The following is a 17,848-nucleotide window of genomic DNA, read 5'->3' as shown; positions in this document are numbered from 1 at the left end:
TCGCCTACCCAGCAAGATCCACGACGCCGCAGTCGCCGGCCGCGGAACCGAAGGCGAGCTGGCGGCCGTTCCTGCTCCAGGCCATGGCGGTGATCGCACCGTTGCCGGGTCGGCGCAGCAGCACTTCCTTGCTGTCGGCGAAGCGGGCAGCGAGGATCATGCCGTCTTCGTAGCCGATAGCCACGATGTCCTCGGCCGGATGGCAGGCGACGGTCGTCACCATGATGTTGCCGCGCGTGCCGAGCTCTAGCGGGGCTTTGCCCATCGGGCCGTCCTTACCCTGGAACGGCCATACGATCGCCGCCGGCGCGCCGGAAGATGCAAGCCACTTGCCCTTGGCGGACCAGGACAGCGACTTCACCTTGGCCGGATAGCCGGTCATGCGCATGTGGCGCGCTTCGGCTCCCGCCTTGGCATCGAGCTTCCAGCCGTGCAGCGCGTTTTCCTGCATGGAGGTGACGACGAAACGGCCGTCGGGGGAAAAGGTGACGCCGGTATGGGCGCCCTTCCATTCGAGGTCGGCCGGCTGACCGGCGATCGCCACCCAATGCATGGACACGCCGTTGTACCGGGCAACGGCGATGCGCAGGCCCTTGGGGGCAAAGGCTATGCCCTCGACCGTGCGCTCTTCGGGAAAATCCTTTGTCTTGCCGTCGGCCAGGCGAACATGGGTCGTCTTGCCATAGGCGTAGGCGACGGCGCCCTGAGGTCCGGCCGCAACCTGCGATATCCATTTGCGCGGCGCTTGGGCGACGAGGCTTATAGCGCCGTCGGCGGAGATCCGCATGACCTTGCCGTCCTCGCCGCCGGTCAGGAGGCTGTCACTCGCTTCGTCATGGTCGAGCGAGAGAAGGCCGTCATGGGCATCGATGGTCTTGTGACCATGATCGAGGTGATGGATGGCGCCGGAGGCTTCGGCGAAGAAGGGTATGTCCTTGAGGAAGGCCACGCCGACGACGTGGCCTTCGAGATCGAGCGGAGCGACTGTGGGCATCAGTTAGCCAGGCTCTCTTGTTTCAGCATGATCTTATCGGGGATCATGCCTGGACCTCGCAGGCCTTGAAGGTGCGCTCGAGCTTCTCGCGGTCAAGATCGCGGCCGATGAAGACGAGCCGGGTCTCGCGTTTCTCGCCGTCCTTCCAGGCGCGCTGGTGGTCGCCCTCGATGATCATGTGCACGCCCTGGACCACGTAGCGCTCGGCATCGCCGGCAAAAGCGATGATGCCTTTGAGGCGCAGGATATTCGGACCATCGGTCTGGGTGATCTTCTGGATCCACGGGAAGAAGCGGTCGGGGTTCATCTCGCCGCCGCGCAGCGAGATCGACTGCACCGTCACGTCATGAATGGGTGACGGCCCATGGTCGTGGTGATGGTGGTGGTGGTCATGGTCATGATCATGATGATGATCGTGATCGTGATCGCACTCGGGACCGCAGACGTGATCGTCGTGCTCGTCCTGATCGAGGAAGTGCGGATCGTTTTCGAGCGCCCTTTCGAGATTGAAGGCGCCCTGGTCGAGCACCTTGGTCAGGTCGATCTCGGAGCGCTGCGTGCGGTAGATGCGCGCGGACGGATTGATGATGCGCACTGTTGCCTCGATCCGCTCCAGCTCTTCCGGCGTCACGAGGTCGGTCTTGTTCAAGAGCACGACATCGGCGAAGGCGATCTGGTCCTCGGCTTCGCGGCTGTCCTTGAGACGCAACGGCAGGTGCTTGGCATCGACCAGTGCCACCACGGCATCAAGCTCGGTCTTGGCGCGCACGTCGTCGTCCATGAAGAAGGTCTGGGCGACCGGAACCGGATCGGCAAGGCCGGTGGTCTCGACGATGATCGCATCGAAACGGCCCGGGCGGCGCATCAGCCCTTCGACGACACGGATCAGGTCGCCGCGCACGGTGCAGCAGACGCAGCCGTTGTTCATCTCGTAGATTTCCTCGTCCGACTCGACGATCAGGTCGTTGTCGATGCCGATTTCGCCGAATTCGTTGACGATCACCGCATACTTGCGGCCGTGATTCTCGCTGAGGATACGGTTGAGGAGCGTCGTCTTGCCGGCGCCGAGATAACCCGTGAGCACGGTGACGGGGATCGGCTTCTGCGTGGATGTTTCGGTCATGGGAGCCTCGAGGATTGGCGATGCGCCGCGGGCATCAATGTCGCGTCCTCATATAGGAGATGAAGCGACGTTGCGCAAATGGCGGCCGTCGAATTCGCTGCGCGGAACCGATCCGCCATTCGCCGATCAGGAAAGTTCGTCGACGTCGAAGGCGTTTACATCCTCGAGCAGCTCGATGATGCCCTTCACCGCGTGTGCAAGAAGGACTTCGCCGCGCGCGGCGGTCGCGGCGCCGGCATCGCCCGCGACGCCTTGTTGATTGAGGTCCGACATTTTCCAACCGAATGCATGCGGGCCATAGGCGCGCAAATGCGTGAACCGGGCGATAAAGTCGCTCTGGCGGGAAGGGAACCGGGCGGCGCGCGTCATATCCACCTTGTCGGGGTGGAGCGCCAGCATCACCGACGTCTCGATATCGCCTCCGTGGATGTCGAGCGCCTTGTCCTCGGCGCTGATCCAGCCCTCCGGCTGCCCGAAACGCGTCCAGCTCGTCGCGACCGCGAGCATGCCGAAGCGCACCCGCGCCTCCGTCGCGACGATCGTCATCAGCGGTGAGTTGCCGCCGTGGGCGTTCAGCATGACGAATTTGCGGATGCCGAGGTTACGGAGATTTTCGGCGATCCCGAGCCAGCGGCCGATCGCTTCCTCAAAGGCAAGCGTTCGCGTGCCGGCCACATCCATATGTTCGATTGAGTAGCCGACGGGCTCGACCGGCAGGAACGTTACAGGGATGTCCGCGGGTAGCGCGGGTGAGACGCGCCGAACGATGCCCTCGGCAATCAGCCGGTCGGTTTCGAACGGAAGATGCGGCCCATGCTGCTCATGCGCGCCGAGCGGCAGCACCGCGATCCACTGCCGCCGCTCGGAAGGTGCGAGATCGGCGCAGTTATCGTTCCAGTTGGGCTCGGGCATCGACATTTCTCTTCGGTTCTCCATCCCTTCTGTCGTAAAATTGTTATTTGAGTCATACAGTTCGTAATCACAAGCTGTATTGCTATAAAATCGTGTACGGGATTCGGCGGGAGGTCCAATGGGCAAGAAGAGCAAGGCCGAAAAGAAGGGCAAGAACGGCAAGAAGAGGGACGAGCTTGCTGTCGAGCCGCATGATCTTGCTTCGGTTCTTGTACAGGCGGCGCGCTCGATGCGCACCGTACTCTCCCGCAATCTCGTCGAAAGCGGCCTCTATGCGGGGCAGGACGGCGTCATGCTCGCGCTGGCCGAGACCGACGGCCTGACGGCAGGGGCGCTCGCTGCAAAGCTGGGTGTCAAGGCGCCGACAATGACACGCACCATCGGCCGCATGGAGGCGCAAGGCTTCCTCGAACGCCGGCCGGACGAGGAAGATGCGCGATTGACCAAGGTCTATCTGACCGTGCCCGGGCGCGAACGGCTGCAGACCATTGCGGAGGCCGGTCAGCATTCCGAAAAGCTCGCCACGCGAGGTTTGACCGACAAGCAGGTGCGTACCCTCCTGAAGCTGCTGAGAGCCGTCGACAGCAATCTGCAAGCGGCGAGAGCGCCCGATTGATCCCATGCCGCTACTGCATGTCGCCTTTAATCGTAGCCGATTAAAGGACAACAACATGCAGCAATTCAAAGGCTACAGCGTCCTTTGCGCGTCTGGTAAGACGCGCGGCGCTGTGGGGTGACACTTCCTGATTGCGGCGATCATTTAAACAGTTTAAAGAGGATTTAAAACGGGCTGAAGAGATCGGTGAATTCGGGGGGACATAGTGGCGCAAAAGGTCAAGCTTTCGACAATCGCGGAAACACTCGGCCTTTCGACGGCGACAGTATCCCTGGCATTGCGTGACAGCCCACTGGTGGCGACCGTAACCCGCGACAAGATCAAGGAACAGGCACGCGCGCTCGGCTATATCTACAATCGTCGCGCCGCGAGCTTGAGAACGTCGCGGTCCGGCATCATCGGTGTCGTCGTGCACGACATCATGAACCCGTTCTACGGGGAAATCCTCAAGGCGATCGAGGCGGAACTCGATCGCGACAAGCAGACCTTCATCCTCTCCAACCATTACGATTCCGTCGAGAAGCAGCGCGACTTCATCGAGACGCTGCTGCAGCTTGGCGGCGACGGTGTCATCATGTCGCCGGCGATCGGCACTCCCCCGGAGGACATCCAGCTTGCCGAGGACAACGGCATGCCGGCGATCCTGATCGCCCGGTCGATCGAAGGACTCGACGTGCCGATTTTCCGTGGCGACGACGCCTATGGCATTTCGCTTGCGACCAATCACCTGATCGGCCTTGGCCACCGCTGCATCGCGATGGTCGGCGGCACCGACCAGACGTCGACCGGCCGTGATCGCTACCAGGGTTATGTAAACGCGCTGCGCAAGGCGAATATCCAGGTCGATCCGGACTTGCGCATTCCCGGGCCGCGCTCCAAGCAGGGCGGGTTCGAGGCGGCGGTGCATCTCTTGTCGCTGCCGCAAAAGCCCACGGCAGTCGTCTGCTGGAACGACCTGGTGGCAATCGGTATGATGAACGGCATTGCCCGCGCCGGGCTCGTGCCGGGCGTCGACATCTCGGTCACGGGCTACGACGATCTCGAGGAAGCCTCGATCGCGACCCCGGCGCTGACGACTGTCTGGAACGGCCAGGCCGATGTCGGCCGCAGCGCTGCGCGAGCGCTGCTCGACAAACTTTCCGGCAGCCATGAGCCGGATGGAATCCATTTGATAAAGCCGGAGATGCGCATTCGCCAGTCGACCGGCCCGCTACGCGTGACCGCCTGAGCGCATCTCCCGAAAGGAGTAACGATGTCGGAGGCTCGCCCCAGAATTCTCGTGCCCGGCAAGATCAACCAGCGCATTCTCGACCGGCTTCCGGAAATGTTCGAGACCGTGCGCATCGAGCGGGCCGATGTGGAACTGGTGACGCCGGAGATGGCGGACGTCGCCGGCGTGGCGGTTTCCGGCCGCCTGCCGGTGGAGCTGATGGATGCGTTACCCCGCCTCGAGATCATCGGCAATTTCGGCGTTGGCTATGACGGGGTTGATGTCGCCCGGGCGGCGGCACGAGGGATCGTCGTCACCAATACGCCCGATGTCCTGACCGAAGAAGTTGCCGACACGGCGGTCGGACTGCTCCTCAATACGCTGCGGCGCCTGCCGCAGGCCGAGCAATGGCTGCGGCAGGGCCGCTGGGTGCGGGAAGGGGCGTTTCCTCTATCGCCGCTTTCGCTCCGGGGGCGCAAGGTTGGACTTTTCGGCCTCGGGCGGATCGGCCTTGCGATCGCCAGGAGGCTGGAGGCCTTCGCTGTTCCGATCGCCTACCACACGCGCTCGCCGCGCGAGGGGCTTGCCTATGCCTATCATTCGAGCCTCAAGAGCCTCGCCGAAGCCGTCGACACGATGATCGTGATCGTGCCGGGCACGCCAAGCACGCTGAAGGCCGTCAACGCCGACATCCTGGCCGCGCTCGGGCCTGAGGGTGTGCTGATCAATGTCGGCCGCGGCTCGACCGTGGACGAGGCGGCGCTCGTTGCCGCTCTTCAGAATGGCGTCATCGCCGGGGCGGGGCTCGACGTCTTCGAAAATGAACCCCACGTGCCGGAGGCATTGCTGACCCTTCCGAACGTATCGCTTCTGCCGCATGTGGCCTCCGCTTCGGTGGCAACCCGCAATGCGATGTCCGATCTCGTCGTCGACAATCTGAAGGCCTGGTTTTCGACGGGAGAGGCCCTTACGCCGGTCGTTGAAACACCGTTCCGGCGCAAAGGGTGAAGTTCAGCCCTTTGCCTCTCTATAGGCACGCACCGCATCGCCGAAGGCCTTGAAAAGCGAGGCGGAAGGCGCGTCGGTTCTGACCCAATATTCCGGATGCCATTGCACGCCGACCGCGAAGGCTTTGGCGCCGATGACCGACACCGCCTCGATCGTGCCGTCATCGGCAACCGCTTCGACGGCGAGGCGCGGCGCGGTCGCGGCGATTGCCTGCCGGTGCAGCGAGTTGACCCTGATACGGCCGGCGCCGAGAACGGGCGCCAGGCAGCTTCCTTCCTTGACGATCACATCCTGGCGAATGCCGTAGGCGATGTCGAGTTCGGGCACGTCCGGCTTGCGATGATCCCAGATACCGGGCTGGTCCTGAATTTCGGTCGCGAGCGTGCCGCCAAGCGCCACATTGAGCTCCTGAATGCCGCGGCAGATCGCAAACAGCGGAACGCCGCGATCAAGCGCACGGCGGATCAACGGCAGGCTGGTGGCATCACGGCCGGGATCGAACGGACCGTCGGCATCCGTCGCTTGCCTTCCATACAGCGAAGGGTGGACATTGGAGCGTGCCCCGCTGGCGAGAACGCCATCCACACGGTCGAGGATCTCGTCGATGTCATTACCGGTTTCGAGTGCCGGAATGAGAAACGGCATGACGCCGGCGCCTTCGACGGCCGCGCGCACATATTGATTTGCGGCAACATGCCAGACATTGCCGTCGAATTCGCGAAAATCGCAAGGGATCGCAACGACAGGTTTCGACATCATCAATCTCCGTTTCCGTTCCGAAAGCCTTGCAGCCAGATATCGGTGAAAGTCAACTGCGAGATTCGCGCTCGACGATCCGCTACCGGTGACTGGGCTTTTCTGGCAGGCTAAGGTAAGAAGGTGGAAGGAATTAAGGGGATTTGTTCAAGGTCGGGTAACCATCTCATCCGGAAAACGGCCGGGGGCGCCTGCCTCAATTGAAGAAATGTCCAAGTCGCAGTCCGAGTTTCCCGGCGTAGAAATACCTATGCGTGGTTGTATAATGCGGCTATTATTACGAGTCTTCTGCAATATTGGGTTGAATCGGTGCGCGTAGCCCAGTGCCGTTTTGCTACTGTCTGGCAATTCGATAGATCTTTCGGGGGTTTAGACGAAATCTTTCGTTAAGTCCTCGACTCTAACAATCCGGCAAACCCGGAGCTTGGTTCATGATGCCCAATGAACGGGGCGCTCTTCCGACAGATGTTTACCTGTCGTCTGTGAGTTCGCTCTATGAACATCGCCGGACGCTGGTAATCGGCATGCTGTCGCACGTCGTGACCTTCCTGCTTGTCTTTCTCAAGACCTCCGATCCCTTCTATCTGATCTGCGCCGCGACCATTGTCGTCGTTTGGGCGCTCCGCAATCTCGACATGACCCGGTTCGACCGGCAGGACTTTTCCGACGCCGACAACGCGATGGTCAGAAAATGGGAAAACCGGTACATCGTCGGCGGCGTCAGCGTGACGCTGACCTGCGGCATTGCCTGCGGATATGCAATCGTCATCAGTCAGGATTCCTTCGCGGAACTTGCGTGCATTTCGGTGACGCTGGCATCGATGATTTCGCTCGTCGGCCGGAACTATGGTTCCGAGCGGGCGGTTCTCTTGTTGTCATCGTCGGCCTGCCTGCCGATCGTGATCGGTCTCTTGACCTTGCGGGATCCCTACATGCTCGTCCTGGCGGTGCTGATACTGCCGTTCATCCTGACCACCTGGACGATGGCAAACAATGTGCGCGCCTTTCTTTACGAGAATGTCCTCGCCGCACGGGAAATCTCGACAATCGCCGGGCAGTTCGACGCCGCGCTCAACAATATGACGCATGGGCTCTTCATGCTCGACGGCGACCATCGCATCGTGGTCGCGAACGAACGCGCCTGCGAACTCCTCGGCCTTGGCGACAAGGCCGTTCTCAAGGAGCGCCTGCTCAGCGAAGTCCTTGAACAAGCGGCCGACCGCATGGCGCTCGGCACGGAGAACAAGGAGACGATTGCGCGACAGCTCGACCTGCTGATCGAGGGAAAGCACTCGCGCGCGCTGATTTCGACGTCACAAGACCGCTTCCTCGAATTTTCGGCAAATCGCCGCGAGAACGGCGAGATCGTGTTGACCTTCGAGGATGTGACCGCGCGTGTGCAGGCGGAAAAGAAGATCCTGCAGATGGTACGCTTCGACACGCTGACAGGCCTGCCGAGCCGGGACTATTTTGCCGAACTTGCCCACCATGCCATGGCTGCCAACGGCGGGCACGGGCGCAACATAGGCTTTCTCCTTATCGACGTGGCGGAATTCAAGCATGTCAACGATACGCGAGGGCATGTGGTCGGCGACAAATTACTTCAGGCGGTCGCCGAACGCCTGAAGTCCCTGACCGGCGACGATGCGATAGCCGCCCGCCTGATGGGCGACGAATTCGTGGTCTTCTTCCCCAACAGGGCAGATGCCTCCGATCTGGAGCAACGGATCCGCGCCGTGCATGCCGGGCTGCGCGGCGTTTACGTTGCTGGCGGTTTCACATTCAATATGACCATGAGCGCCGGTTTCGTCATCGTGCCGAGTGGCGATTTCCGGTTCGAAGACCTGCAGATCAAGGCGGACCTGGCGCTCTCGGAAACCAAGGCAAGGAACAAGGGGGGGCTGCACGGCCTTCGAAAGCGAGATGGACGCCCGCTATCTCGACCGCCAGAAGCTCAAGAGCGATCTGCGCGAGGCACTCAATGCAAATGGCCTGAGCCTGTCCTACCAGCCAATGTTCACGCCGGATGGATCGCGGATCGAATGCTGTGAGGCATTGGCGCGTTGGACGCATCCCGAGCGCGGGCCTGTCCCGCCGAATGTGTTCATTCAGCTTGCCGAAGAAATGGGTCTAGTGACCCACATCACCCGTTATGTTTTAAGGCAGGCGTGCAGGGACTGCACGAACTGGCCGTCGGACATGTCTGTGTCGGTCAATCTCTCGGTCCTCGATCTCAGGGGCGACGAGATCGTCTCGATGGTCACCGAGGCGCTCAAGGAAACGGGGCTGGATCCGGCGCGGCTGCACCTCGAGGTGACGGAAAGCTGCCTGATGGACGAGCCGGCCAAGGTTCAAGGCATTCTCAGCGACCTGCACGAGCGAGGCATAACCATCGCCATAGACGATTTCGGCACCGGTTATTCGAGCCTCAGCTATCTCGATACGCTGCCTGCCGGTATCATCAAGATTGACCGGTCTTTCGTCCGCAACATTCGCGAAGACGCGCGGCGCTTCAAGCTCTTGCGCGGAACCGTCAATCTTGCCCGCGCGCTCGGCCTGAAGACGGTCGTCGAAGGGGTAGAGACAGCGGACCAGCTCCAGCTAATCAACGAATTCAACTGCGCCGATCTGATACAGGGTTTTGTCTTCGCAGCGCCGATGCCGGCCTCCGCGATCGACGCCCTGTGCAAGCAAGGTGCACGGAAACGAACCACCAAGTCGTCCAGCCAGCGCATCGCCTGACGACCCGCCTGCCGTTTTCCGCAGGGCAGGAGTCTCTTCCGCCGCTTCGCCCCGCATCAGGCTTTCATCGTGATCGATTCCAATAAGTTGAGCGGGATGCCGACGGAAAACCGCGCACACTTTCCTTCATCTTGCTCTGAGTCACCCTCAAGCGCCGGATTCACCATAAAATTTAACCTTCTGTTAAGGTTAACAAAAGGTTAAGTGCAGTCTGTATCATTTTGTGGTTGCCAGCTCATCAGCCGTCAATAGGTTAACCCTTTGTTAACTATGGGGGTAAACTTATGGGTGCTGATGGGCGCCAGGCGGAGCCTGGAACTTTTTCCGAGAAGCTGATGCAGCTGCTCGACCGCGTCGAATACAGGCGCGTCGAAACCGGCGAGGACATGGAAGACATCGCGCGGCTCCGATACAAGGCCTACAAGGCCGTCAACCTCATGGAGCTGACGGGATCGACGTTGATAGACGACCTCGACTTCGACAGCCACGCCTATGTCTTCGGTATCTACCTTGACGAGAACCTGGTCAGCACGGTGCGGGTCCACCATGTCACGCCGGACCATCGGGCAAGCACGTCCGGAATCATCTTCGGTCCGGAGATCGATACCTTTCTCGATGCGGGCATGGTTCTGATCGATCCCGGCCGGCTCGCCGTGGATCCCGAGGTGATCGGCGACGAGATGCGGGCGCTGCCCTATCTGACGCTGAGGCCGGTTGCCATGGCCTGTGAATACTTTTCCGCCGACCGCTGCCTGACGGCGTGCCGGCCGCGTCATACGGCCTTCTACAAGCGCATCTTTGCCTCGGAGACGGTTGTGGCGTGCCGGGAAAATCTCGGCGTCTACAATGCCGACGGCGCCCTCTTGGTCGCGCGGGTTCGTGGACAGCGCCCCTCGATCCTCGACCGCTTTCCGGTTTTCGATTCCGAACCGTTCGAGCGCCGGATGATGTTTGCGGACCGCAGCGAAGTGCCGTTCGCACCGCTGACGATCCTGCCCACCGCGCGATTTGCGCAAAGCAGCTACGGCCGCGCTTACTCCCGTGCATCAACGCGCGGATGACCACCGCATGTTTTCCTAAATCGTACCCGATTTAAGGATAAAACATGCGGCAATTTAGAATGCCGCAGCGTCCTTTGCGCGCCTGATCAAACGCGCCGCGGTCCAGGTCATTGCTTTTATGCATGTCGTTGTCCCAAGACCGCTGCACACTTTTGGGTGACATGCATTACAGCGCCGTGCGTCCTTCAGGACGCACAAAGGACGCTGTAACTCTTTGATTCCACGCATCGTGCTTTCCGAAAATCGGGTCCGATTTTCGGGCCGATGCGCTAGGTGCGTCGGCCGCAACCAACGGAAGGGCGCAAACGGGATATCGTTTATGCCGCAGTCCCCGCGGGCGAGTTTTCGTTGCGCATGGCTTTCGCATTGTGTATGCGGAGCTAAAGGACTGTCTGCTTACTCGCTTGGCAGGCGGCTCCGTTCGTGCATCAAGGTTGAAAGGCGGACGTGGCCACTGGCCGCGCCGCGGCATTCTGGGAGAATTGGACGATGGCAGAGCATCATTCGGGACCGGTCGAAACGGGCGCTCCGATGGACTATTCCGAGCATGAGAAGACCTACAACCTCTTCCTGAACGCGACGAAATTCGGCACGCTGTTTTGCGCCACGATGCTGATTGCGATGGCTGCAGCCTTTTTCACAACAATGGGCTTCTTCAGCTCGCTCGTGCTGCTGATCATCCTCAACGTGGCCGGTTTCTTCCTTCTTCGTTAACCGGTTTCTCTGACATTTCTTGCTGAATGCGGGGCAGGAGGGTGCCCCGTCTTCGGCCGTCGGAGGCAATCCGGCATTACCTCACCGCGTGAGGAGCGTTTACGACGGCAGGCGGCGCCTGCCTTCGACGGAAGAGTGCCTGTCACCATGGATGCGGCCCGCCGCGAGGCCAGTCGCTCCAGCAGTCGAACAAGATGCTCGCGGTCCGCTCCGGCTCGACTGTGAGTCGGGAGGGGACTTGTGAGCGAGATTGTTTTTATCGCGAAGGAAACGGACGCGCATGAAGGGCGCGTCGCGGGTTCGGTCGAAAGCGTCAAGAAACTGAAGTCGCTGGGCTTCGACGTCGTCGTCGAGGCGGGCGCGGGCCTCAGGTCGCGTATCCCCGATTCGGAATACGAGAAGGCCGGCGCCCGCATCGGCTCGTCGGCGGATGCCAAGGGCGCCGACGTGGTGCTCAAGGTGCGGCGGCCGACGGCGGAGGAGATCGCCGGCTACAAGTCCGGCGCGATGGTCATCGCCATCATGGATCCCTACGGCAACAACGGGGCGGTCGCGGCGATGGCGGAGGCCGGACTCACGGCCTTCGCAATGGAACTGATGCCGCGCATCACCCGGGCGCAGTCGATGGACGTGCTTTCCTCCCAGGCGAACCTTGCCGGCTATCAGGCGGTGATCGATGCAGCCTATGAATACGACCGGGCGCTGCCGATGATGATGACGGCGGCTGGCACGGTGCCGGCGGCGAAGGTTTTCGTCATGGGCGCCGGCGTCGCCGGGCTGCAGGCGATCGCCACCGCGCGGCGCCTCGGTGCGGTCGTCTCGGCCACAGACGTCCGCCCGGCGGCCAAGGAACAGGTCGCCTCGCTCGGCGCCAAGTTCATCGCCGTCGAGGACGAGGAGTTCAAGGCGGCCGAGACCGCTGGCGGTTACGCCAAGGAAATGTCGAAGGCCTACCAGGCCAAGCAGGCCGCACTCGTCGCCGACCATATCGCCAAGCAGGACATCGTCATCACCACGGCGCTGATTCCGGGCCGCCCGGCACCGCGGCTCGTGACCCGCGAGATGCTCGATTCCATGAAGCCCGGCTCGATCGTCGTCGACCTCGCCGTCGAGCGCGGCGGCAATGTCGAGGGCGCGGAAGCCGGAAAGGTCGTCGAGGTCGGAGGCATCAAGGTTGTCGGCCACCTGAACGTCCCGGGTCGTATCGCCGCTTCCGCCTCGCTGCTTTATGCCAAGAACCTCGTCACGTTCCTGGAAACGATGGTCTCCAAGGAGACGAAGGCACTGGCGCTCAACATGGAGGACGAGCTGGTCAAGGCGACGGCGCTGACCCACGGCGGCGCCGTGGTGCATCCGGCCTTCGGCGGCGCGAAAGAGGGGGACAAGTAATGGCGAACGAACTTCTCGACAAGGCATTGACCGATCTCGACCGGGCGGTCGAAGCGGTCAGGACCGCGGCCGAATATGTGCCGGATGCGGCCGGCGCGGTGGCGCATGGTGCCACGGGCGGCGCGATCGATCCCTTCGTCTTTCGCCTGGCAATCTTCGTGTTGGCGATCTTCGTCGGCTACTACGTCGTCTGGTCGGTGACGCCAGCCCTGCACACGCCGCTGATGGCGGTGACCAATGCGATCTCGTCGGTGATCGTCGTCGGTGCGCTGCTCGCGGTCGGCATCTCGGCCTCGGGCCTTGCCACCGGCTTCGGCTTCGTCGCGCTGGTGCTTGCCTCGGTCAACATCTTCGGCGGCTTTCTCGTCACCCAGCGCATGCTCGCCATGTACAAGAAAAAAGACAAGTGAGGCGGGCCGATGAACGCTAACTTCGCAGCCTTCCTCTATCTCGTCTCCGGCGTCCTGTTCATCATGGCGCTGCGCGGCCTGTCGCATCCGACCACCAGCCGCCGGGGCAATGCCTACGGCATGGTCGGCATGGGCATCGCCATCGCTACGACGCTCCTGCTCGCCATGCCTTCGATCGGCGGCTTTCTGCTGATCGTGCTCGGGCTCGCGCTCGGCGGCGGCGCCGGCGCCTATATCGCCAAGCGCATCCCGATGACGGCGATGCCGCAGCTCGTCGCCGGCTTCCACTCGCTCGTCGGCCTTGCCGCGGTGCTGGTCGCCGCCGGCGCGCTTTATGCGCCGTCCTCCTTCGGCATCGGCGAAATCGGTGCGATCCACGCCCAGGCACTCGTCGAGATGGCGCTTGGCGTCGCAATCGGTGCGATCACCTTCACCGGCTCCGTCATCGCCTTCCTGAAGCTCGATGGCCGCATGTCGGGCAAGCCGATCCTGTTGCCCTATCGCCATGCGATCAACATCGCGCTGGTCGCGCTCGTCGTCTTCTTCATCGTCGGCCTGGCGCTGACCGAAAGTCATTTCGACTTCTGGGCGATCGTTCTTCTGTCGCTCATCTTCGGCGTCCTGATCATCATCCCCATCGGCGGCGCCGACATGCCGGTCGTCGTCTCGATGCTCAACTCCTACTCCGGCTGGGCGGCCGCCGGCATCGGCTTCACGCTCGGCAACCTGGCGCTGATCATCACCGGCGCGCTGGTCGGCTCGTCGGGTGCGATCCTCTCCTACATCATGTGCAAGGGCATGAACCGCTCGTTCATCTCGGTGATCCTCGGCGGTTTCGGCGGCGAGACGGCGGCCACCGGCGGCGACGACGGCATCCAGCGGACCGTCAAGCAGGGTTCGGCCGACGACGCCGCCTTCCTGATGCAGAACGCCTCGAAAGTGATCATCGTGCCGGGCTACGGCATGGCCGTGGCGCAGGCGCAGCATGCGCTGCGCGAGCTCGCCGACAAGCTCAAGGAGAATGGCGTCGAGGTCAAATATGCCATCCATCCGGTCGCCGGTCGCATGCCGGGCCATATGAACGTGCTCCTTGCCGAGGCAAGCGTGCCCTATGACGAGGTGTTCGAGCTGGAAGACATCAACTCGGAATTTGCCCAGGCGGATGTCGCCTATGTCATCGGCGCCAACGACGTCACCAACCCGGCGGCGCGCGACGACAAGACCTCGCCGATCTATGGCATGCCGATCCTCGACGTCGACAAGGCCAAGACCTGCCTGTTCGTCAAACGTTCGCTCGGCTCCGGCTATGCCGGCATCGACAACACGCTGTTCTACAAGGACGGCACGATGATGCTCTTGGGCGACGCCAAGAAGGTCACCGAGGAAATCGTCAAGGCGATCAATCACTAGAGCATTGTGCAGTCAGGTGGAATCACCTGACGTCACACAAATGCCGCAAAAACAAACAGATAGAGCGGCGGCGCGAACGCACGTAAGCTCATCCCGCTCTAGCACATCGGCCCGAAAATCGGACCCGATTTTCGGAAAGCACGATGCGTGGAATCAAAGAGTTACAGCGTCCTTTGTGCGTCCTAAAGGACGCACGGCGCTGTAGGCGAGATGAGGAAGGCTCGTGCAGCCCGCCCGCTTGTGTCCGCCCTCATCCGGCTGCCGCTACCTTTTCCCCGCAGGTGGGGAGAAGGGACTCGCGGCGCCCACTCTCGTTCCTGGCAGCCGTGGACGCCACCCGCACCACGCCGACGGTGTCCCCCGCGCGCGGGGAGAGGGTTAGGGTGAGGGGCAGCTACGACGCTGTGTAGCGAGGGGCCGGCCCGGTTTGATCATTCGAATCGATTGCGGCCGCAATCTCCGGGTCCCAGGTAAACAGCTCTTTTGCCCGGGCGATGCCGCGCAGCGCGAAACGGCCAAGTGAAACGGCGTCGGCACGCAACACGGCCGGACAGGCCTCGACAAATTCCGAGGACATGACAACATGCCGTTCGACCGACCGGCACATCGATGCGATCCGGCTCACCTCGTTGACTGCCGGACCGACGACGGTGAAGTCTAGCCGGTTCTGGCTGCCGATATTGCCATAGAAGACCTCGCCGATATGCAGGCCCAGGTAGATGTCGGTCGTCGGCTTTCCATCATCGCGCCGCTTTGCGTTCAGCTCGTTCAGCATCAGGCGCAACTGCCGCTCGGCAGCGACCGCCGAGGCACAGGCGCTGGCGCGGTCGCCGGCATTGAAGATCGCCAGAACGCCGTCGCCGATCAGCTTCAGGACGCTGCCGCCATGGTCGTGTATCGCGGTGATCACGGTGCCGGCATAGTCGTTGAGAAGTGGAATGACCTCTTCCGGAGCAACCGTCTCGGATATCCGCGTATAGTTGCGCAGATCGGAAAACCACATCACGGTCTCGATCTTCTCCGCCGCACCGCGCTCGATGCTGCCCTTGACGACCCGCTGGCCGGCGTCCTGACCGAGATAGACATCGGCAAGCGTGCTGATGATGCGCACACAGGAGGCCGCCTTGACGGCGAGTGCGAGCGTCGGCAACAGCACCCTTAACGCGTCGATCTCATCGTCGCTGAATCCGTCCGTCCTCTTCGTCGTCCAATAGGAGTAAAAGCAGTCCATCTCGCCGACGCGGCCCCGGTCGGTAAAATAGTGGATCATGCTGATGCAGTCGGTGTAGCCGTCCGCCTTCAGCGTATCGAGGAAATTGTAGGGAACGGACGTTGCAGCGGCGAGCCGAATGCGTCGCTCTGCCTGGCGTTCCACGAGCATGTGATAGAAGATCGAGCGTTGCCAGCTCGCCTGCATTTCGCCGGTGGCGGTCGATCCATAGGGAGTGACCTCGGGGGCTTCCCCGCTTGCGCTGTCCCAAGTGAACGAACGGCCTTCGATTTCAGGATGAAGCGTGTCGATCAGGCCGAGCGCGCGCTCGATCGGGAGTCCGGCCTGTTTGCACCTGTCGCAGAAGCCGGCGAGCAACTCGGGCTCCTCACTCCCACGGATCCCCTGCTCGGATGTCCACAGTATTAGCTCGCGGATCTGCTGGTCGTTCATCGTTCTACCTGTCGACGACATCTGCTTCTGAGCGCCGCGCGTCCAATCGGATGCGCAAGGCTCGCTGGAGGACTTTGAATTGCTGCCGGCACCTGCGGGGCAAATGACCGATGCGATAAACTATTCGACATTTGATCGTTCGGCCAGTTGCGGTTCGCTGTGTCTGACCGGCTGCGAGCATCCGGGTGCGGAACGACAAAGGCCCCGTTTGACCGGGGCCTTGATCTCTTTTCCGCTACATCGCGGATTTCCGGCGTGATGGTCAGCCTGCGGGCGCCAGCGTCAAATGCTCGACGCCGAGGGCAAGGTTCAGCCCTTCCTGGACCTGGACATTCACCGGCTGCAGCATGAAGGCTTTGTTCGTGCCACCGGCAATCACCTTGGCACCGCCGCCGACCGCAAAACTCGCATCGGCCCCAAGGCCGTAATACTCGCCTGCAAGGGCGTATGCGGTTACCGGCGTGCCGGTCTTGGCCAGCACATCCCAGACCATCACACTCTTGCCAGTCGTGCCGACGTCGAGGCCAAATTTCCGGATCATGCCCGCATAGACGGCCGTCGGCGCGCCGTTGGCAGGCCTGTAGGTGCACATCAGGTTCTTCGTCGACGTGATGATGAGACCGGTGCCACCTTCCGAACCGCAGGTGAGGCGGCCGAGCGTGACATAGCTTTGCGCAGCTGCGGGTGCAGCACCCGAAAGGGCCGCAAGGGCGGCCGCTGCGATAAAGGTTTGCTTGATCATGGCTCAGTTTCCGTTATTGAAGCCATGGGTCAAACGGATTTGAAACTGTGAAGGTTCCGCCCGTGCGATGTCCCTTCGCACCCAAGTGAGCACAAAAAACGCCCGCGAGCCTGTCGCGGGCGCCGAAGATCGGAAAGTCCGATCAGGACATCGATTTCACACGGGCGAGACCAGCCCGGGCCGGCTCGTATTTGGGATCGAGCGAAAGCGCGTGCGAATAGGACTTCGACGCCTTGGCCTTGTCGCCGCGGCGCTCGTAGATCAGAGCCTGGTTTGCCCAGGATTCCGCTACTTTGCCATTCAGGTTGATGGCGGTGTTGAAATCGGAAAAGGCATTGTCGTCGTCGCCCTGTGCGACATAGGAAATGCCGCGGCCGTTATAGGGTTCCGGCGAACTCGGCGAGAGCGAAATCGCCGTCGAGAAATCCTCGATCGCCTGCCCATGCTCGTTACGCGCCTGATAGATCAGGCCGCGATTGTGATAGGCGCGGGGGTCGGTCGTGTCGAGCTGGATCGCCTTGTTGAAATCGTTGAAGGCAGAGTCGAGCTGGCCCGCCTGCCGATAGAGATTGCCGCGGCCGATATAGGCGACGTCGTAGCTCGGGTTGAGCTGCAGCGACGTATTGTAGTCCGAGAGGGCGGCCTGCTGGTTGCCCATGTTACGCTGGACGAGCGCGCGGTTGGCATAGGCCTGGTAGAAGCGCGGATTGAGCTCGATCGCCTTGTCGAAATCGGCGAGTGCACGGCGGAATTCGCCGGCACGGCCATAGGCCGAGCCGCGCACATTATATCCTTCCGGATCACTCGGGTTGGAAGCGATGACGCTCGACAGCGAGGCGATGTTTTCCTCCGAGCCCTGCGCCCGCTCGACGCGGATCATCGATTCGGAGTTGTCGGTCTGGCAGCCTGCAAGCAGCAGGGCGGAGCCGAGGATGAGCATGGCAGCAAGCTTCGGCCTGCGCTGGTGGCGGCGGTGCGCCTCACGGATGGCGGAGACGTCCGCAGTCATGGCAGCAAATGTCAAAGTCGATCCCTCAATGCGACAAGGTCCCGAAAGCCTCGGGCTTTCCGTTTACGGAGACCGGCGAATACGCGGGG

15 protein-coding genes and 1 pseudogene are annotated in these 17,848 nt (G+C 61.9%); 9 read left to right on the top strand and 7 right to left on the bottom strand.

Features of this window, described 5'->3' with window-relative positions:
- Window positions 1-4: 4 nt before the first annotated feature.
- The 3 genes from QA637_RS14550 to QA637_RS14540 all read right to left on the bottom strand — a co-directional run bounded on the left by QA637_RS14550 (window position 5) and on the right by QA637_RS14540 (window position 3,035).
- The gene (locus tag QA637_RS14550; protein ID WP_153436950.1) at window positions 5-994 is read right to left on the bottom strand and encodes a WD40 repeat domain-containing protein; all 990 of its coding nucleotides are present in this window, start codon (window positions 992-994) and stop codon (window positions 5-7) included.
- Window positions 995-1,037: 43 nt separating this feature from the next.
- Window positions 1,038-2,117, bottom strand: coding sequence for a CobW family GTP-binding protein (locus QA637_RS14545; RefSeq protein ID WP_153436949.1), 1,080 nt, complete (start codon window positions 2,115-2,117; stop codon window positions 1,038-1,040).
- A gap of 126 nt (window positions 2,118-2,243) precedes the next feature.
- On the bottom strand, window positions 2,244-3,035 hold the full coding sequence (locus QA637_RS14540) for a creatininase family protein (protein WP_153436948.1): 792 nt from the start codon (window positions 3,033-3,035) through the stop codon (window positions 2,244-2,246).
- Between the two features lie 112 nt (window positions 3,036-3,147).
- Between QA637_RS14540 and QA637_RS14535 the strand changes: the two genes are divergently transcribed.
- The 3 genes from QA637_RS14535 (at window position 3,148) to QA637_RS14525 (ending at window position 5,863) form a co-directional block, all read left to right on the top strand.
- The gene (locus QA637_RS14535) at window positions 3,148-3,645 is read left to right on the top strand and encodes a MarR family winged helix-turn-helix transcriptional regulator (protein WP_153436947.1); all 498 of its coding nucleotides are present in this window, start codon (window positions 3,148-3,150) and stop codon (window positions 3,643-3,645) included.
- A gap of 205 nt (window positions 3,646-3,850) precedes the next feature.
- Window positions 3,851-4,873 carry a LacI family DNA-binding transcriptional regulator gene (locus QA637_RS14530; RefSeq protein ID WP_184108580.1) on the top strand — a complete coding sequence of 341 codons (1,023 nt, stop codon included), beginning with the start codon at window positions 3,851-3,853 and terminating at the stop codon, window positions 4,871-4,873.
- Between the two features lie 24 nt (window positions 4,874-4,897).
- Entirely contained in the window at window positions 4,898-5,863 is a 966-nt protein-coding gene (locus tag QA637_RS14525) for a 2-hydroxyacid dehydrogenase (RefSeq protein ID WP_153436946.1), read from the top strand.
- Window positions 5,864-5,866: 3 nt separating this feature from the next.
- Here QA637_RS14525 and QA637_RS14520 read toward each other — a convergent pair whose 3' ends face one another.
- Window positions 5,867-6,619, bottom strand: a complete 753-nt coding sequence (locus QA637_RS14520; protein ID WP_153436945.1) for a gamma-glutamyl-gamma-aminobutyrate hydrolase family protein — start codon at window positions 6,617-6,619, stop codon at window positions 5,867-5,869.
- A 431-nt stretch (window positions 6,620-7,050) separates the two neighbouring features.
- On the opposite strand from QA637_RS14520, the pseudogene QA637_RS14515 reads away from it, so the two are divergent.
- From QA637_RS14515 to QA637_RS14485, 6 genes and pseudogenes are all read left to right on the top strand, one after another.
- Window positions 7,051-9,361 (top strand): annotated as a pseudogene (locus tag QA637_RS14515) (putative bifunctional diguanylate cyclase/phosphodiesterase).
- A gap of 284 nt (window positions 9,362-9,645) precedes the next feature.
- Complete coding sequence (locus QA637_RS14505; protein ID WP_153436943.1) at window positions 9,646-10,422, top strand: N-acyl amino acid synthase FeeM domain-containing protein; 777 nt, start codon at window positions 9,646-9,648, stop codon at window positions 10,420-10,422.
- A 489-nt stretch (window positions 10,423-10,911) separates the two neighbouring features.
- Complete coding sequence (locus tag QA637_RS14500) at window positions 10,912-11,136, top strand: aa3-type cytochrome c oxidase subunit IV (RefSeq protein ID WP_153436942.1); 225 nt, start codon at window positions 10,912-10,914, stop codon at window positions 11,134-11,136.
- 240 nt (window positions 11,137-11,376) lie between these two features.
- On the top strand, window positions 11,377-12,525 hold the full coding sequence (locus QA637_RS14495) for a Re/Si-specific NAD(P)(+) transhydrogenase subunit alpha (RefSeq protein WP_283061949.1): 1,149 nt from the start codon (window positions 11,377-11,379) through the stop codon (window positions 12,523-12,525).
- Window positions 12,525-12,935 (top strand): NAD(P) transhydrogenase subunit alpha part 2, encoded by a 411-nt coding sequence (locus tag QA637_RS14490; RefSeq protein WP_153436941.1) that lies wholly within the window; start codon window positions 12,525-12,527, stop codon window positions 12,933-12,935. Before QA637_RS14495 ends, QA637_RS14490 begins: the two co-directional genes overlap by 1 nt.
- Window positions 12,936-12,944: 9 nt before the next feature.
- Entirely contained in the window at window positions 12,945-14,345 is a 1,401-nt protein-coding gene (locus QA637_RS14485; protein WP_153436940.1) for an NAD(P)(+) transhydrogenase (Re/Si-specific) subunit beta, read from the top strand.
- Between the two features lie 394 nt (window positions 14,346-14,739).
- Here QA637_RS14485 and QA637_RS14480 read toward each other — a convergent pair whose 3' ends face one another.
- From QA637_RS14480 to QA637_RS14470, 3 genes are all read right to left on the bottom strand, one after another.
- A complete protein-coding gene (locus QA637_RS14480) occupies window positions 14,740-16,008 on the bottom strand; it encodes an adenylate/guanylate cyclase domain-containing protein (protein WP_153439457.1) in 1,269 nt (422 codons plus the stop codon).
- A 262-nt stretch (window positions 16,009-16,270) separates the two neighbouring features.
- On the bottom strand, window positions 16,271-16,750 hold the full coding sequence (locus QA637_RS14475) for a DUF992 domain-containing protein (protein WP_153439455.1): 480 nt from the start codon (window positions 16,748-16,750) through the stop codon (window positions 16,271-16,273).
- A gap of 142 nt (window positions 16,751-16,892) precedes the next feature.
- Window positions 16,893-17,759, bottom strand: a complete 867-nt coding sequence (locus tag QA637_RS14470) for a tetratricopeptide repeat protein (protein ID WP_167528221.1) — start codon at window positions 17,757-17,759, stop codon at window positions 16,893-16,895.
- Between the last annotated feature and the right edge of the window lie 89 nt (window positions 17,760-17,848).

The organism is Sinorhizobium terangae (genome assembly GCF_029714365.1).
In the GTDB taxonomy this organism is placed as follows: domain Bacteria; phylum Pseudomonadota; class Alphaproteobacteria; order Rhizobiales; family Rhizobiaceae; genus Sinorhizobium; species Sinorhizobium terangae.
Note: the sequence above shows the minus strand (reverse complement) of the source record. Positions and strands in the feature narration are given on the sequence as shown.

Coding starts and splice junctions, on each gene's coding strand:
- QA637_RS14550 (WP_153436950.1), bottom strand. CDS start 994: ATGCCCACAGTCGCTCCGCTCGATCTCGAAGGCCACGTCGTCGGCGTG.
- QA637_RS14545 (WP_153436949.1), bottom strand. CDS start 2,117: ATGACCGAAACATCCACGCAGAAGCCGATCCCCGTCACCGTGCTCACG.
- QA637_RS14540 (WP_153436948.1), bottom strand. CDS start 3,035: ATGTCGATGCCCGAGCCCAACTGGAACGATAACTGCGCCGATCTCGCA.
- QA637_RS14535 (WP_153436947.1), top strand. CDS start 3,148: ATGGGCAAGAAGAGCAAGGCCGAAAAGAAGGGCAAGAACGGCAAGAAG.
- QA637_RS14525 (WP_153436946.1), top strand. CDS start 4,898: ATGTCGGAGGCTCGCCCCAGAATTCTCGTGCCCGGCAAGATCAACCAG.
- QA637_RS14520 (WP_153436945.1), bottom strand. CDS start 6,619: ATGTCGAAACCTGTCGTTGCGATCCCTTGCGATTTTCGCGAATTCGAC.
- QA637_RS14505 (WP_153436943.1), top strand. CDS start 9,646: ATGGGTGCTGATGGGCGCCAGGCGGAGCCTGGAACTTTTTCCGAGAAG.
- QA637_RS14500 (WP_153436942.1), top strand. CDS start 10,912: ATGGCAGAGCATCATTCGGGACCGGTCGAAACGGGCGCTCCGATGGAC.
- QA637_RS14490 (WP_153436941.1), top strand. CDS start 12,525: ATGGCGAACGAACTTCTCGACAAGGCATTGACCGATCTCGACCGGGCG.
- QA637_RS14485 (WP_153436940.1), top strand. CDS start 12,945: ATGAACGCTAACTTCGCAGCCTTCCTCTATCTCGTCTCCGGCGTCCTG.
- QA637_RS14480 (WP_153439457.1), bottom strand. CDS start 16,008: ATGAACGACCAGCAGATCCGCGAGCTAATACTGTGGACATCCGAGCAG.
- QA637_RS14475 (WP_153439455.1), bottom strand. CDS start 16,750: ATGATCAAGCAAACCTTTATCGCAGCGGCCGCCCTTGCGGCCCTTTCG.
- QA637_RS14470 (WP_167528221.1), bottom strand. CDS start 17,759: ATGACTGCGGACGTCTCCGCCATCCGTGAGGCGCACCGCCGCCACCAG.